The following is a 15,086-nucleotide window of genomic DNA, read 5'->3' on the forward strand; positions in this document are numbered from 1 at the left end:
TCGAGGGTCAGCCGCGCGTCGCGGCAGGCACGTCCGACGCGAAGCCGGCAGCGGCTGTGCCAGCGGCGCCGTTCGGTGTGCCGGAACGGGCAGGCATCGAGGGAAACGGCACCTCGGCGGTGACGCGTGAACACGGTTCCGCGTGGGAGGTGGTGAGGCCGGCGGACGAGCGGGCCGGTCGGGGCCGCTGTGGAGCGGCTTCAGCAAGAGCCGGACGACCTGTCGGCCTGCCCGAGGGCCGGGTGGGTCGGTTGCGCGGCCGGAAGGAGTCCGTCTCCGCCCGCGGGGCTGGGCACGAGGACGGAGACGGACCGTTCGGGGAGACGCTGACGTGTGTGTGTCTTGATGGGCGAGGCGTCAGTTCGAGCCCGGCAGCAACGTCGAGCCACGGACCACGAGGCTGGTGGGAATGACGCACGAGGGGGCGGCCTCGGGCGATCCCCGCACGTGGTCCAGCAGCAGCCGCGCCGCCGCCGCACCCATCTCCCGCATGGGCTGTCGGATGGTGGTCAACGCCGGATAGGTGTACGAGGCCATCTCGACGTCGTCGAACCCCACCACGGCGACATCCTGCGGAATCCAGAGGCCGGCCTCATGCAGGGCGGCGAGCACGCCGGCCGCCGAGGGGTCGTTGTGTGCGAAGACCGAGTCGAACTCCACGCCGTCCGCGAGGGCGCGGGCGACCGCGCTCCGGCAGCGGTCGAACTGGAAGTCGCCGCGGACGATGCGGCGTTGGTCGATCTCGAACCCGGCTTCCGCATAGACGTCGACGAAGCCGGCCAGCCGTTCCCGAGTGCAGCCGAACCCCTCGGGACCGGTCACCACGAGAGGACGACGGCGCCCGATGTCGAGCAGGTGCCGTGCGGCCTGCTCACCCCCCTCCCGATTGGTGGTGGCCACATAGGGGAACCCCGGCCGCTGGAAGCGATCGTCGATCAGTACGACCGGCAGCCCCGCTTCGTGCAGTTCAGTGATGTACCCCATGGCGCCCTCGGGCTCTATCACCAGCAGACCGTCGAACGACTTGGCGGCGACCTGCAGGCCCAGTCTGCGCAGGGACTCCTCACCGCGGTTCCAGGTCAGCATGCGCAGCCCGAAGCCCTCGGTCTCCAGCGTTTCGACGACCGCCTGCACGATGCCGGCCCAGGCCCAGGCCATGTCCGGGACCAGCATGCCGATCATCTGTGTGGTGCCGCGTGCGAGCCCGACTGCCCCGGCGCTCGGCACATAGCCCAGCTCCGAGATCGCCTCGCGGACCTTCAGGACGGTGTTCTCGTTGATCTCGCCCTTGCCGTTCAGCACTCGCGAGACCGTCGTCTTGCTGACGCCGGCCCGTGCGGCCACGTCGGCGATGGTGACTCCCATGCCACCTCCTCTCATTCCACGCAGAGGCGGAAGACTTCCTCCCGCACCGAAGGGCCGATCGTACAGAGATCGGTGGAACCGGTACCGGTAGCGGTGCCGGAACCGGTTTCGGTACCGGTTCCGGCAGTGAAGCACCGAGAGGCTCACCCGGTCAACACACCGGAAACAACTCGTTCACGGGGAAGTCGTCAGCCGTCCTCGGGAGCGGGGAGTTCGCCCGAGCCGCGGGCGAGGTAGCGGGTGGGCAGCACACGGTGCCGGGCGGGTCCGCCTTCGCCCTCGCCCCCGAGCCGGTCGAACAGCAGGCCCGCGGCCTCCCTGCCGATGGCGGCGTGATCCTGGGCGATCACCGAGATGCCGGGGTCGAGCAGGCCGGCCAGGGGCAGGTCGTCGAAGCCGATCAGTGCCACGCGGCGCTGCAGCCGGAGCTCCTGCAGCGTCATGCGGGCCCCGACGGTCAGGAGGTTCTGGCCGGAGACGAGTGCGGTGGGCGCGTGGGCGAGGGCCAGGAGCTCGCGGGTGGCCTGCTGGGCGGCTTGCGCGCCGTGCAGGCCGCGTCTGACGAGGGAGGGGTGCAGGACGCAGCCCACCTCGGCGAGACCCTCCACGAACCCGGCGTAGCGCTCTTCGGCGGTCCAGATGGAGCGGAGGTCCCCGAGGAAGCCGATACGCCGGTGACCCGCCTCGTACAGCCTCTTCACCGCCGCCCGCACGCCCGCGCGGTTGTCCACGGTCACGGTGTCCACCTGCGGCGCCGTGGTGCGGCGGTCCACGCAGACGACGGGTGTGCCGGCACGGCGGGCCGCGTCGAGGTCGGTGTCGTTCTGCCCGGTGGGCACCACGATGAGGCCGTCGACCCGGCGGGCCGTGAAGGTCCTCAGCAGGCCCCGTTCCCGGACCGGGTCCTCGTCGGTGGACCCGGCCAGGAGCAGCATGCCGTGCTCGGCGGCGGCGTCCTCCACCGCGCGGTGCAGCGCGGCGGAGAAGGGGTTGGCCGCGTCCTCCAGGATCAGGCCGAGGGTGCTGGTGCGGCGGTCGGCCCGGCGCAGGCTGCTGGCCGTCAGATCGTGGCGGTAGCCGAGCGACTCGGCGGCGCGCGTCACCCGTTCCGCCAGGTCAGGGGTGACGGGCTTGCCGTTGACGACCCGCGAGACGGTGGCGATCCCCACCCCGGCCATGGTCGCGACGTCGCGCATGGTCGCCGGTCGCCTGCCTGTGTCGTGGTGCTCGCTGGGCAACGTTTTCTCCCGGGTTCGGTGGCTGGGGTCGAGGGCACCGCGCAGCCGTCTCGATCCTCGCATTCAGGAGTTTTCCTGCACAGGGTCTGGACTTCGGCGACGTGGTGCCCTTACGTTCGGCGAAACGTTTCCAGCCGCTGGCTGGAGCTGCCGGTGCCGTGCTGCCCCCACCGCCGGGCTCGCCCGTGGCCTTGGACGAGGCCACGGCCGAGCCGCCGCCCGTACCCGCACCCGACACGCGTCAAGCGCCACTCGTCACGCGTCAGTCCCCCTACGGCTGAGCCGAAGCCCGCATGCCCGCAAGGAGCGCCATGTCCAGAACCATTCGTCCGCGTCGCAGACTCCTGGCCGCGCTGGCCGTCCTGTCCGGGCTCGGCCTGGTCGCCGCCTCTCCCGCCATGGCCGACACGGCCTACCACGAGCAGTACCGCCCCCAGTTCCACTTCACCCCGGCCCAGAACTGGATGAACGACCCCAACGGCCTCATCTACTACAAGGGCCGGTACCACCTGTTCTTCCAGTACAACCCGTCCGGCAACAGCTGGGGCAACATGTCCTGGGGCCACGCGGTCAGCACCGACCTGGTGCACTGGAAGCAGCTCCCGGTGGCCATCCCCCAGGACGACCAGGAGATGATCTTCTCCGGCAGCGTGGTGCTGGACAGGAACAACAGCACCGGCTTCGGGACGAAGAAGAACCCTCCGCTCGTCGCCGTCTACACCAGCGCGCAGAAGGCCTCCGGCAAGCAGCAGCAGGCCCTCGCCTACAGCACCGACGGCGGCACCACCTGGACCAAGTACCACGACAACCCGGTGCTCGACATCGGCTCGAACAACTTCCGTGACCCCAAGGTCTTCTGGTACGCCCCCACGCAGCGCTGGCTGATGGCGGTCTCCCTCGCCGACCAGCACAAGATCTCCTTCTACAGCTCGGCCGACCTCAAGCACTGGACCCATCAGAGCGACTTCGGCCCGGCCGGCGCCACCGGCGGGGTGTGGGAGTGTCCGGACCTGTTCCCGCTCCCGGTCGACGGCAACCCGAAGAAGACGAAGTGGGTGCTGGCCGTCAACCTCAACCCCGGAGGCATCGCGGGCGGCTCCGGCGCCCAGTACTTCGTCGGCGACTTCGACGGCAAGAAGTTCACCTCCGACGACCCCGGCACGTACACGCCCCCGAGCGGCACCGTCATGCAGGACTTCGAGTCCGGCTCGTTCGGGGACTGGACGGCCACGGGCGACGCGTTCGGCAGCGCGCCGGCGACCGGGGCGGTGGACTGGCAGTCGCAGGTCACCGGCTTCGAGGGCAAGGCCTTCGCCAACAGCTTCCACGGCGGCGACGCCGCCACCGGCACCCTGACCTCGCCCGAGTTCACGGTGGCCGGCGACTACATCAACTTCAAGGTCGGCGGCGGCAACCACCCGTACGACCCGGGCGCCGTCCTGGGCGACGAGCCGACACCCACCGGCGAAACCCTCGCCGACTTCGAGGGCAGCACCTACACCAGCCCCATCGGCGACTGGACCGTCACCGGCGACGCCTTCGGCACCGGACCGGCCCAGGGCACCCTGCCCGGCCAGCAGCAGGTCGCCGGCTACCTCGGCAACGGGCTCGTCAACACCTTCCTCAACGGCGACGCGAGCACCGGCACCCTGACCTCTCCGGCCTTCACCATCGACAAGAAGTACCTGGACTTCCTCATCGGCGGCGGCTACCACCCCGCGAGCTCCGACGCCCCCACCGCCGTCGAACTCGTCGTGGACGGCAAGGTGGTGCGCTCCGCCACCGGATCCAACGGCGAAGCCCTGAACTGGGCCTCCTGGGACCTGTCCGACCTGCAGGGCAAGCAGGCGCAGATCAAGGTCGTGGACGACAACACCGGCGGCTGGGGTCACCTCAACCTCGACCAGGTCGTCCTCTCCGACACCCAGGCGAAGCCCCCCTCCGTCGAGACCGGCGTCAACCTGCTGGTCGACGGCAAGGTCGTCCGCAGTGCCACCGGCGCCGACTCCGAGGACCTCGACTGGGCCTCCTTCAACACCATGGCGTACAACGGCAAGAAGGCCCAGCTCCAGATCGTGGACGCCAACTCCGGCGGCTGGGGACACGTCCTCGCCGACCAGTTCACCGCCGCCGACAAGCCCGCCCTGACCACCACCCAGCGCGCCCACTGGCTCGACTACGGCGCCGACTTCTACGCCGCCAACACGTGGACCGACGCCCCCGGCGGCCGCCGCGTCATGATCGCCTGGATGAACAACTGGAACTACGGGCAGGCCATCCCCACCACCCCGTGGCGCAGCGCCGACTCCTTCCCCCGCCAGCTCTCCCTGCGGACCGTGAACGGCAAGGTCCAGCTGATCCAGCAGCCGGTCCGCGAACTGACCGACCTGCGCGGCGCCGGCACCCGGGTGGCGCCCACGCGCGTCGCGAACACCACCACCCCGCTCGCGGTGCACGGCAGCACCCAGGAACTCCAGGCCGACCTCACCGCCGGCACCGCCGACCGCTTCGGCCTGGACGTCCGCACCGGCGACGGGCAGCGCACCCGCATCGGCTACGACACCTCCACCGGCGAGGTCTACATCGACCGCACCGCCTCCGGCGCGACCGACTTCGACCCCACCTTCTCCGGTGTCCAGCGCGCCCCCCTCGCACTCGACGGCGGCCGGCTGAGCCTGCACGTCCTCGTCGACGCCTCCTCCGTCGAGGTCTACGCCCAGAACAGCCGTGGCGAACAGGTCACCCTCACCGACCAGATCTTCCCCGACCCCTCCAGCACCGGCGTCGACGCCTTCGCCGAAGGCGGCACCGCCACGCTCGACCACATGCAGGCGTGGCAGCTGAAGTCCATCTGGCCGTGACAGGCCTCGGGCTCGTGCGCCGGACGGCCAGGAGCGGCTTCCGGCGTACGGCTGTCGGCGAGGCGGACGCTGTTCGTGTCGGAGCGTCAACTGTGCCTCAGCGGACTGAAGGACGCGCCGCGCGCGCTGACCGTCGGCGGACCGACGGCGCAGGCGGTCGGCATGGCCGAGGACGCCATCCGGGCGCTCGGCGGGGCGTACGAGGACGTCGACGACTCCGGCGGGTGGTCAGGCAGGCCGCTGCCGCTGTGGCCGAGGTCCATCTGGAGCCCTGCGCGGTCGCGCGCCCCGATCCGCGGCGGCCGGCCGAGTGGCTGGTCAGGGAGGTTCTCGGCGATCAGTACCAGGTGACGGACCTCGATCCGCTCGCCTACGCCGACGGGCTGGGGCCGGCCGGTCTGGCGCGCATGCGGCAGCCGGCGGACCTGGCCCCGTCCGGCACCACGCACCTACGCGTCGCCGAGGAACGGGACGCTACCGCTTGAGGTCGATCATGCGCACCGGCTGGCCCGTGGCCCGGGCGATGGTTTCGAAGTCGCGGTCGTGGTGGAGCAGGGTGAGGCCGGCCTCTTCGGCGGCGGCGGCCACGAGGAGGTCGACGGGGCCCGCGCTGCGATGCTCGCCCTTCGAGGTGAGCTGCTCCTGGACCACGCGAGCGCGCCGAAAGACGCCGTCTGGCATGGGGCACCACGCGTAGTGGGCGTCGAACGAGGCCTTCAGGCGAGTGCGGTCGGCGGCCGAGCGGGCTGAGTACAGGACCTCCAGTTCGGTGATGTCACAGATAGCGACCAGGCCGGCACCGATCCTGTCGTCCCACTCGGTGGTGTTCTGGCCGAGCAGGACGCGGGCGAGGGCGGAGGTGTCGATGAGGTAGTCGGCGACGCTCACTCAGCCGCTCCAGCAGGGTGGCTGCCGCTTGCCGTGCTGGTGGGTCGGTACTTGCTCTTGTCGAGGAGCAGGCCCATGTCCAATGCGCCGTCGGCCGCCAGGGCACGGGCCTCCTCGAGTGCGCGCAGTCGCCGGTAACGGGCTGTGACCTCGCGCAGGGCTGTGTTGATGGTGTCGCGCTTGGTGGTGGTGCCGAGTTCTCTGGCGGCTGCCTCCAGTGCCTCGTCGTCGAGGTCGATGACGGTGCGGCTCATGATGACCCCCTGCGTGTATACGAAAACTTATATCAGTATACAAGATCGATTGTATCTTGAGGGGGGAGGCGGGCCGTCATGATCGAGGGTGCGTCTCGTACATGCGGACCGCGACGACCAGGCCCGAGGCGGCGGCGAGGGCGGCGTGCGGTTCAGGCGGGCGTTTCACATCGAGTACGGACGGAAGCCATGACGACAGCCGATCTACCCGACCCTGCTCGCCGTCGTCGGGGACGTCGCCCACCCCGCCTTGCGGGCAATATACCCCCTGGGGGTAAGTGGGCAGCCGGGTCGTCGGGACCTCACCCGTCCGGCGCTGTACCTTCGTCAAGGGGAAGGATGATCGGCTCCGGGCCTTCCCTCCTACGAGAGGGGATGGTGGAGACACCCATGCAGGCCGGCTCCGCCACTCAGCCCCGCTCACCCCTGAGCAAGCAGCGGGTTCTGGGCGCCGCCGTCGCCCTGGCCGACGAGGGCGGAGTCGACGCGCTCAGCATGCGCAAGATCGCGCAGGCGCTCGGTGTGGTGCCCATGGCGTTGTACAAGCACGTGGCCAACAAGAACGAGTTGCTGGACGGCATGATCGACGTCCTCGTGGGGGAGATCGATCCACCGGCCGGCGGCACCGACTGGAAGGCGATCGTTCGCGGGCGCGTGCTGTCGGCCCGCCGCATGCTGCTGCGCCATCCGTGGGCGCCCGAGGTCATCGAGTCGCGGATCAAGGCGCGGACCACCCCTACGCCCGCGGTCATGGAGTACCTGGACTCGATGATCGGGATCTTCCGGGCCGGGGGTTTCTCGATCGACCTGGTCCACCATGCGATGCACGTCATGGGCAGCCGTCTGCTGGGGTTCTCGCAGGAGCTGTTCGAGGACACCTCGGACCGCGCGCCGGATCCGGACGCGATGCCGCCCGAGGAGATGGCCGCGCGCTACCCCCACATCACCGCACTGGCCATGGCGGTCGCCCATGACCCGGACTCTGTCGTGGGTTCGGGCTGTGACGACCAGTTCGAGTTCGAGTTCGCTCTGGATCTGACGCTGGACGGCCTCGAGCGGCTCCTGGGCAGGGCCTGATCCAGCGGTATCTGCCGCTTTTCTTTGTCCTTCTTCCCCTTTACCCCTTGACGGGTGTACGGCGTACACCTACCTTGCCTTCAAGGGGGTGTACGCCGTACACCCCATGCGTCCGAAAGTGATGGGGGAGGCCCGATGAAGGCGATCGTCCAGGAGCGGTTCGGTCCGCCGGACGTCCTGCGGCAGGCGGACATCGACCGGCCCGAGATCGGAGCCGGTCAGGTGCTGGTACGGGTGCGCGCCGCCGCGCTCAACCCCTACGACTGGCACATGCTGCGCGGCGACCCGTACGTGGCGCGGCTGATGGGCGGCGTGGGGCTGACCCGGCCGAAGTCGCGGGTGGCCGGAATCGACGCGGCCGGGGAGGTGGAGGCGGTCGGCGCCGACGTACGAGGGCTCCGGCCCGGTGACGAGGTGCTGGGCTTCTGCCCGGGCTCGTTCGCCGAGTACGCGAGCACCACCGCGGAGCTGCTGGTGCCCAAGCCCGCGGGCCTGACGTTCGAGCAGGCCGCGGCCGTACCGGTGGGGGCGGTGACCGCCCTGCGGGGCATCCGGACCGTGGGGCGGGTGCAGTCCGGGCAGCGGGTGCTGGTCAACGGGGCGGGCGGCGGCGTGGGCACGTTCGCCGTGCAGATTGCCGCGGCCCTGGGCGCGGAGGTCACCGGGGTCTGCAGTGCCCGCAACGCCGACCTGGTGCGCTCACTGGGCGCCGCCCATGTCGTCGACTACACCCGGGAGGACTTCACCGGCCGGGGCACGCACTACGACGTGATCCTGGACAACGTGGGCAACCACCCGCTGAGCCGGCTGCGCCGGGCGCTCACCCCGACGGGGACGCTGGTCGCCAACGGCGGGGGCTCGCCCGGCCACGTGTTCGGGGTGATCGGCTCCATGCTGCGGATGGGCGCCGTCAACGCGTTCGTGCGGCAGCGGCTGAGCCCGATCCTCCCGTCGCCCCCGGCCGGGCCGACCCACGAGGACCTGCTCGCCGTCACCGCGCTCATCGAGGCCGGCAGGCTCACCCCGGTCGTCGACCGGACCTACCCCCTGGCCGACACGGCCGAGGGTGTGCGCCATGTGGAGCGGGGCCATGCCCGCGGCAAGGCCGTGGTCGTCGTGTCGTGAGCCGTGAGCACCCGTGGCCGGCCCGGTGGGCCTGGGTCAGGCCCCGCGTCCGGGACCGCCGCCGTCCGGGCAGTCGTCGACCTGCTGAGCCGCGGGTCTCCACGCGCCTCGGTCCTCCCGACCACTCAAGCGGTCCGCCTCGGCGGCGGCCCGGACCAGTTGCGCGGTCGTGAGGGGAATGGCGGCCAGGTACACCCTGCCCACGTGATGGCAGAGCGTGGAGCAGTCGCCGAAGCCGCCCAACGGCTCACCGGCCACGGCCGCCAGGTCCTCCAACGTCCATCCCAGCGGTCCCGCCATCGCCTTGAGCTGCTGCAGATTGTGGAAGCGTCCGCCCAGCATGCCCCTGATCGTGCTGACGGACAGCCCGGCGAACGGCAGCTCCCTGATCCCGAGGCCGCGATTGCGCAGGAACCCGTCCAGGATGTCCGCGAACCGGTCCGTGCCGGAGGGCGCGGACCGCGCGTCGTGGGGCACCTCCGGCGCCGGGCCGGGGCCCGCCGATGCCTGGGACAGCACGAACTCCTGGAGGGAGGCCAGTTGAGCGTGGCCGCAGAAGGTCACGCGGTACGTGAACTCGCGCAGGACCTCGGCATCGCGGGCCGGCGGCAGCAGGTGTGCCGGCACCGGACGGCCCGCGATCACGAACAGGTCGGCCGCAAGAAGGCCGAGATCGGCCGCCAGTTCGTGAATCCTCTCGGGACTGTGGCTTCGACCTTGGGCCACCAGCTCTCGCAGTACCTCCGCCCGCCTCATGCCCGTCACGATACGGCCGCCATCAACTGGCTCAGGCGTCCCGCAGCCGGAGGGCCAGTCCGCCGGTCAGGAGTGCCGCCGCCGCGTACAGGGCGAGTACCCCCAGGCCGGGCCACGGTCCGATCGGCAGGGCGTCCAGGTTCCTGGTCGCCTGGACGGCCGTACCGGCGGAGGCCGGCCCCCATTCCTGCAGCCGCTCACGCCACTTCTCGCTGGAGACCAGGGCGACCAGCACCGGGAACACGTACAGCAGCGTCAGCACCGTCGTGATCGCCCCCGCCGTGTCCCGGACCAGTGCCGCGATGCCCAGGGCCAGCAGGGCGATCAGTCCCAGGTAGAGGGTCGATCCAACCGCCGCCCGCAGCGTCGGGCCGTCCGCGAGGGACAGTGGTGGGTAGCCGGCCTCGGCGGTGAAGCCGTTGCCGGGCAGGACCAGGCGGCCGACGAGCAGTGAGCCGAGCACGCCGAGGGCGCCCGTGACCAGCGCCAGCGCGCCGACCACCGCGGCCTTCGCGATGAGCAGCCGTTCGCGCCGGGGCACCGCGGTCAGGGCCGCCCGTATCGTGCCCGTGCCGTACTCGCCGCTCATCGCCAGTACCCCGAGGACCGCCACCGCGGCCTGCCCGACCCATACGCCGGTGAGGCTGAGCTTCACCGTGTCCTCCTGGCAGGCGGCAGGCGTCGGATAGCACTGATCCGTCGTCACCGCCGCCGCTGCCGCGCCCCCGACCGCCACCGTCAGCGCGATCACGGCCAGCAACAGCCACCAACTGCTGGGCAGCGTACGCAGTTTCGTCCACTCGGCCCGCATGGCTCGGATGGCCCGTATCGCTACGGCTCGCATCGCTCGTACGGCTCGCATCGCTCGTACGGCTCGCACGAGGATCACACGTCCCGTCGGCGCAGCCGCCAGATCGCCAGCCCCAGAGCCGCATACGCGCACAGCACGGCGAAGCCCGGCCACGGCCCCTGTGGATAGCAGCCCTCCTCGGGGAGGCAGACCCTCGGCGCGTGGTCGTAGCGCGTGACCGTGTCCTGGATCGCGAAGCCGGCCAGCGGTGTCGCCCGCATCAGGGCGTGTGCCGCGCCGAGGGGGAGCCCGCTGATCAGGATCTGCGGCAGCACCAGCACCACCACGATGAGCGTGATGGCGGCCGCCGTACGGCGCAGCAGCGCGCCCAGGGCCAGGGCGAGGACGCTGACGACGGCGAGCAGCGCGGCCGTGCCGACGACGGCGCGCAGTACGGGGCCGTCGGTGAGCGCCGGTTCGGGCGACAGGGGCGGCTTGTGCCCGTTGCGCCGCATGAGGGGCGCGCCGATCAGGAAGGAGAGCAGGGTCCCGATCAGCCCGGCCACGAAGGTCACCCCGCCCAGCACGATCGCCTTGGCCGCCAGGACCCGTCCCCGGCGCGGACTGGCGATCAGCGTGGTGCGGATCATGCCGCGCCGGTACTCGACGGTGATGAACAGCACGCCCAGCGCCGAGAGCGGGATCAGGCCGATCATCGCCCCGCTGAGCGTCTGCCTCGTGATGTCGTCGTTCGCCGGCAGGGGCCCGACGTCCCCGGAGCCGCGCAGGTCGAAGGAGCCGGAGGCGATGTCCGCGGCCGGGACCGCGTTCTGCGGGCCGGGGGAGCCGACCGAGGTCTGCTGCCAGCCGCCCGTGGCGCCCTCCACCGTCGGCTCGTCGAAGTGCGCGGTCGCCCGCCCGGGACCCTCGGCGACCGAGGTGCCGCCGAACGAACGCTCCACCTTGGTGTTCGGCGCGGCGGCCGTGAACACCCCGGCCTCGACGGTCCCGGTCAGGCCCTTCGGCCGGACCGAGCCCACCCGGTGCCACTCCTTGCCGTCCGCCGACTCGTAGCCGGTCAGGACATCCCCCTCGCGCACCAGCCGCAACCAGCGGTCCTCGCTCGGCGGGGTGGCACTGCCGGCCAGGTCGTGGACGTAGTCCCACTGCATCCGCACGCCGTGGCCGTACGTCATGATCACCGCGACGTAGCTGCTGCCGGCCTTGGTGTTCGCCTTGATGACGACACCTGCCTTGGTCCAGCCCGGGGTCCTGCCGGTGTTCACCGCGGGCGGCGCGCCCGCCCGTCCGCCGTCGGGCGCCTCCGCCTCGAGGCCCTTCAGCCCCGAGACCCGGACGGTGATGCCGCCGTCCCCGGGCAAGCGCTCGTGGACGAACTGCATGGTGTCCTTGACGGCCGTACCGTCGGGGCCGAGGGGCACGGGCGGCCCGTCGCCGTGGACCGAACTCCCCGAGACCGACAGCACGCAGACGAGCACGGTCAGCACCATCGCGGAGAGCAGCACCAGACCCCAGCGGGGCACGGTGCGCAGCTTGGTCCACTCGGCGCGCATCACCTGCCCGAAGCCGTCCCGGGCGGGCGCCAACCGGGAGCGGTACGGAGCGGTCCTCACCGGCGCGGTCACCGTACGCCCCCCTCACCGGCCGAGGCCCGGAACTCCACCGCGTCCCTGGTGAGCTCCATGTACGCCTCCTCCAGCGTCGCCCGGTGCGCGTGGACCTCGGAGAACGGCACGCCGCCCGAGGCCAGCAGCGCGGTGATCCGCTCCGCGGGCAGCCCGGTCACGGTCAGGCTCTCCTTCCCGTCGGCGGCGACGGTCGCGCCCTCACGGGCCAGCACCGCCATGGCCCGGGTACGGTCGCTGGTCCGTAGCGCGACCCGGTCGCCGGAGGCCGCGGCCAGCAGCTCGGCCACGGAGGTGTCGGTGATCAGCCGGCCCCTGCCGATCACCACGAGATGGTCGGCGGAGTCCTCCAGCTCGCTCATCAGATGGCTGGAGACCAGAACCGCCCGCCCCTCGCGGGCCAGCGCCCGCAGAAAGCCGCGGATCCAGCGGATGCCCTCCGGATCGAGGCCGTTGACCGGCTCGTCCAGGAGCAGGACCGGCGGATCGCCCAGCAGCGCGGCGGCGATCCCCAGGCGCTGCCGCATGCCCAGCGAATAGCCGCCCGCCCGCTTGCGCCCCGCCGGACCGAGACCGACCGTCTCCAGCAGCTCGTCGACCCGCCGGGCCGGCAGCCCGTGCGTGTGGGCCAGCCACAGCAGATGGTCGCGGCCGCGCCGGGAGGGGTGCACGGCGGCGGCGTCCAGCAGCGCGCCGACCTCGGTCAGCGGGTGCCGCAGTGCGGCGTAGGCCCGCCCGGCGATCAGCGCGCGGCCCGCGTCGGCCGAGTCCAGGCCGAGCAGGACGCGCATGGTGGTGGACTTGCCCGCGCCGTTGGGCCCGACGAAGCCGGTGACCTGGCCGGGCTCCACGGTGAAGGACAGATCGTCGACGGCGACGGTCTGTCCGAACTGCTTGCGCAGCCCCTGCACTTCGATGGTTGCCTCCATGACAGCGAAGGCTAGGGAGCGGCGGGTGCCGCGGTCGTCACGCGCCGGAGCGCACTTCGCCGTCCCCGGCGTGGGGGACGGACGGCGGCCGTCGTCCCTCGCACGAGGGACGCGCGGCGGTTGAGCGGGGGGACGCGGGCGGGAGCCGACGCCGCGACAATGGTCGTCGTGAGCAAGGGACTTGAGCGCGGGACCCGGGCCGGGCCGCCACCCCGGGGCATCCGGTGGGGCGTCCGCCTGGCGCGCCGGTTCGACGCGGCGGTGGACTCCGTCCCCGAGGGCCCCGCGATCGCCGCCGGCGCCGCGATCCCCGCGTCCGTCCTCGCGCTGCTCGCGTCGCTCGAGATGACCGTCCGCGCGGACGGCCTGCACACCGAGCTGCCGCTCGCGCTGCTTCTGGCGCTGGGCACCACCGCCCCGCTCGCGCTGGCGCGCACCCATGTCGTGGCGGCGGCCGTCGGCGTCACCTGCATGAGCGTGCTGGCCCTGGCCGGCTACCAGGCGCTGACCCTCGGCGGAGCCGTGGCGCAGCTGCTCGTCCTCTGGCTGCTCGGCCGCTCCGGCGCCCGCAGTCTTCCGCTGCTAGTGGTGGTGCCCTATGTCGTGGCTGCGCTCGCCAGGCCCGACGTCCCGGGCATCCGCGTCCCCGCGATTCTGCTGGCCACGTGCTGCGCCGCGGTGGCCGCCGCCGCGATGGGCCGCCGCGCGCGGGGCGAGGCGCTGGCGCAGAGCGCCACCGAGCGGGCCATCGCCGAGACGCTGCTGGAGCACGCCGCGCGCGGCGAGCGGGCCCGGATCGCCCGTGAGCTGCACGACGTCGTCGCGCATCACATCTCGATGATCTCCGTACAGGCGGAAACGGCCCGCCTCACCACCCCCGGCATGCCCGAGGCCGGTGCCAGACGGCTGCTGGACATCGGCGACACGGCCCGCACCGCGCTCACCGAGATGCGCAGGCTGCTCGGCGTGCTCCGGGAGGACGCGGGCGCCCCCGCCGGGATCCGCCGCCCACAGCCCGGCCTCACCCAGCTCAACGAGCTGCTCGACGAGGCCCGCGACGCCGGCCGGACCTCCACCCGGCTCATCGTCAGCGGCCCGGTCGCGCCGCTCGACCCCGGCATCGAACTCACGGCGTACCGCATCGTCCAGGAGGCGCTGACCAACGCCCGCCGGCACGCCCCCGGCGCCGCCATCGACGTGGAACTGCACTACGCGGGCGACTTTCTCGACGTACGCATCCGCGACAACGGGCCCGGCCCCGACGGCGGGGCGCCGCACCCGGGCGGCTCCGGCCACGGCCTGCTCGGCATGCGCGAACGCGCCACGGCCGTCGGCGGCCGGCTGCGCTGCGGGCCCGCGCCGGGCGGCGGCTTCCTGGTCGAGGCCACCCTGCCCGCGACCCAGGAGGACACCCGGTGAGCCCTGCACGGACCCGCATCGTCGTCGCCGACGACCACGAGGTGGTACGGGCCGGCTTCGCCGGTCTCCTCGGCACCCAGCCGGACTTCACGGTGGTGGGCGTGGCCCGCGACGGGGCCGAGGCGGTCCGCGTCTGCGCCGAGCACGGACCGGACGTGGTGCTGATGGACGTCCGTATGCCCGGCATGGACGGCATCCAGGCCACCGCGCGGCTCACCGCGGACGGCGACGGCCCGCGCGTCCTCATCCTCACCACCTTCGACCTGGACGAGCACGTGTACGACGCGCTCGCCGCCGGCGCCAGCGGCTTCCTGCTGAAGGACGTCACCGCCGAGCGGCTCTTCGACGCGGTACGGGTGGTCGCCGCCGGCGAGGCACTGCTGGCGCCGACCGTGACGCGCCGGCTCATCGAGGAGTTCGCCAGACACCTGCCCAGGTCCCGTCCGCTGCCGGAGGGCCTGCCCGGGCTCACCCCCCGGGAGACGGAGGTCCTCAAACTGGTCGCCCGGGGCCTGTCCAACCCGGAGATCGGAGCCCGGCTGCACGTCGGCGAGGAGACCGTGAAGACCCATATGAGCCGCATCCTGGCCAAACTGGGCCTGCGCGACCGCACCCAGGCCGTGGTGGCGGCCTACGAGTCGGGCCTGGTGGTGCCGGGGACCGAGGACTGAGGCCTCCGTAGCCCCGTGCCACTCCTGCCGTGGGCGGCGGCCTGCACGGATCCTTCTGGGGGCTGCC

Annotated in this window: 14 protein-coding genes; 6 read left to right on the forward strand and 8 right to left on the reverse strand. The window is 72.1% G+C overall.

Features of this window, described 5'->3' with window-relative positions; translation table 11 throughout:
• Positions 1-357: 357 nt before the first annotated feature.
• Both ACIRF9_RS03440 and ACIRF9_RS03445 read right to left on the reverse strand, forming a co-directional pair.
• Positions 358-1,365 (reverse strand): LacI family DNA-binding transcriptional regulator, encoded by a 1,008-nt coding sequence (locus ACIRF9_RS03440; protein ID WP_403815536.1) that lies wholly within the window; start codon positions 1,363-1,365, stop codon positions 358-360.
• 188 nt (positions 1,366-1,553) lie between these two features.
• On the reverse strand, positions 1,554-2,561 hold the full coding sequence (locus ACIRF9_RS03445; RefSeq protein WP_403815539.1) for a LacI family DNA-binding transcriptional regulator: 1,008 nt from the start codon (positions 2,559-2,561) through the stop codon (positions 1,554-1,556).
• A 353-nt stretch (positions 2,562-2,914) separates the two neighbouring features.
• On the opposite strand from ACIRF9_RS03445, the gene ACIRF9_RS03450 reads away from it, so the two are divergent.
• Both ACIRF9_RS03450 and ACIRF9_RS03455 read left to right on the forward strand, forming a co-directional pair.
• Entirely contained in the window at positions 2,915-5,464 is a 2,550-nt protein-coding gene (locus ACIRF9_RS03450) for a GH32 C-terminal domain-containing protein (RefSeq protein ID WP_403815542.1), read from the forward strand.
• Between the two features lie 248 nt (positions 5,465-5,712).
• Positions 5,713-5,949 (forward strand): hypothetical protein, encoded by a 237-nt coding sequence (locus ACIRF9_RS03455; protein ID WP_403815545.1) that lies wholly within the window; start codon positions 5,713-5,715, stop codon positions 5,947-5,949.
• On the opposite strand, the gene ACIRF9_RS03460 is transcribed toward ACIRF9_RS03455, so the two are convergent.
• Together ACIRF9_RS03460 and ACIRF9_RS03465 are read right to left on the reverse strand one after the other, a co-directional pair.
• Positions 5,939-6,352, reverse strand: coding sequence for a PIN domain nuclease (locus tag ACIRF9_RS03460; RefSeq protein WP_403815547.1), 414 nt, complete (start codon positions 6,350-6,352; stop codon positions 5,939-5,941). The two genes, ACIRF9_RS03455 and ACIRF9_RS03460, sit on opposite strands and share 11 nt — an antisense overlap.
• Positions 6,349-6,606: a type II toxin-antitoxin system VapB family antitoxin gene (locus ACIRF9_RS03465; protein ID WP_403815550.1), complete on the reverse strand. Its 258-nt coding sequence runs from the start codon at positions 6,604-6,606 to the stop codon at positions 6,349-6,351. The genes ACIRF9_RS03460 and ACIRF9_RS03465 overlap by 4 nt, the downstream gene beginning before the upstream one ends.
• A 375-nt stretch (positions 6,607-6,981) precedes the next feature.
• Here ACIRF9_RS03465 and ACIRF9_RS03470 point away from each other — a divergent pair, with 375 nt between their 5' ends.
• Complete coding sequence (locus ACIRF9_RS03470) at positions 6,982-7,683, forward strand: TetR/AcrR family transcriptional regulator C-terminal domain-containing protein (RefSeq protein WP_403815552.1); 702 nt, start codon at positions 6,982-6,984, stop codon at positions 7,681-7,683.
• Positions 7,684-7,818: 135 nt separating this feature from the next.
• Positions 7,819-8,808 carry an NAD(P)-dependent alcohol dehydrogenase gene (locus tag ACIRF9_RS03475; RefSeq protein WP_403815555.1) on the forward strand — a complete coding sequence of 330 codons (990 nt, stop codon included), beginning with the start codon at positions 7,819-7,821 and terminating at the stop codon, positions 8,806-8,808.
• 36 nt (positions 8,809-8,844) lie between these two features.
• Here the strand turns inward: ACIRF9_RS03475 and ACIRF9_RS03480 are convergent, their stop codons facing one another.
• From ACIRF9_RS03480 to ACIRF9_RS03495, 4 genes are all read right to left on the reverse strand, one after another.
• Positions 8,845-9,564, reverse strand: coding sequence for a hypothetical protein (locus ACIRF9_RS03480; protein WP_403815558.1), 720 nt, complete (start codon positions 9,562-9,564; stop codon positions 8,845-8,847).
• Positions 9,565-9,595: 31 nt separating this feature from the next.
• On the reverse strand, positions 9,596-10,375 hold the full coding sequence (locus ACIRF9_RS03485; RefSeq protein ID WP_403815560.1) for an ABC transporter permease: 780 nt from the start codon (positions 10,373-10,375) through the stop codon (positions 9,596-9,598).
• Between the two features lie 74 nt (positions 10,376-10,449).
• The gene (locus ACIRF9_RS03490; protein WP_403815563.1) at positions 10,450-11,988 is read right to left on the reverse strand and encodes an ABC transporter permease subunit; all 1,539 of its coding nucleotides are present in this window, start codon (positions 11,986-11,988) and stop codon (positions 10,450-10,452) included.
• Positions 11,989-11,996: 8 nt separating this feature from the next.
• Entirely contained in the window at positions 11,997-12,929 is a 933-nt protein-coding gene (locus ACIRF9_RS03495; RefSeq protein ID WP_403815566.1) for an ABC transporter ATP-binding protein, read from the reverse strand.
• A 168-nt stretch (positions 12,930-13,097) separates the two neighbouring features.
• Here ACIRF9_RS03495 and ACIRF9_RS03500 point away from each other — a divergent pair, with 168 nt between their 5' ends.
• Positions 13,098-14,348: a sensor histidine kinase gene (locus tag ACIRF9_RS03500; protein ID WP_403815569.1), complete on the forward strand. Its 1,251-nt coding sequence runs from the start codon at positions 13,098-13,100 to the stop codon at positions 14,346-14,348.
• Positions 14,345-15,019, forward strand: a complete 675-nt coding sequence (locus ACIRF9_RS03505; RefSeq protein WP_403815572.1) for a response regulator — start codon at positions 14,345-14,347, stop codon at positions 15,017-15,019. Before ACIRF9_RS03500 ends, ACIRF9_RS03505 begins: the two co-directional genes overlap by 4 nt.
• The last annotated feature ends 67 nt before the right edge of the window (positions 15,020-15,086 follow it).

This window comes from Streptomyces sp. NPDC096132, from assembly GCF_044763345.1.
Taxonomy (GTDB): domain Bacteria; phylum Actinomycetota; class Actinomycetes; order Streptomycetales; family Streptomycetaceae; genus Streptomyces.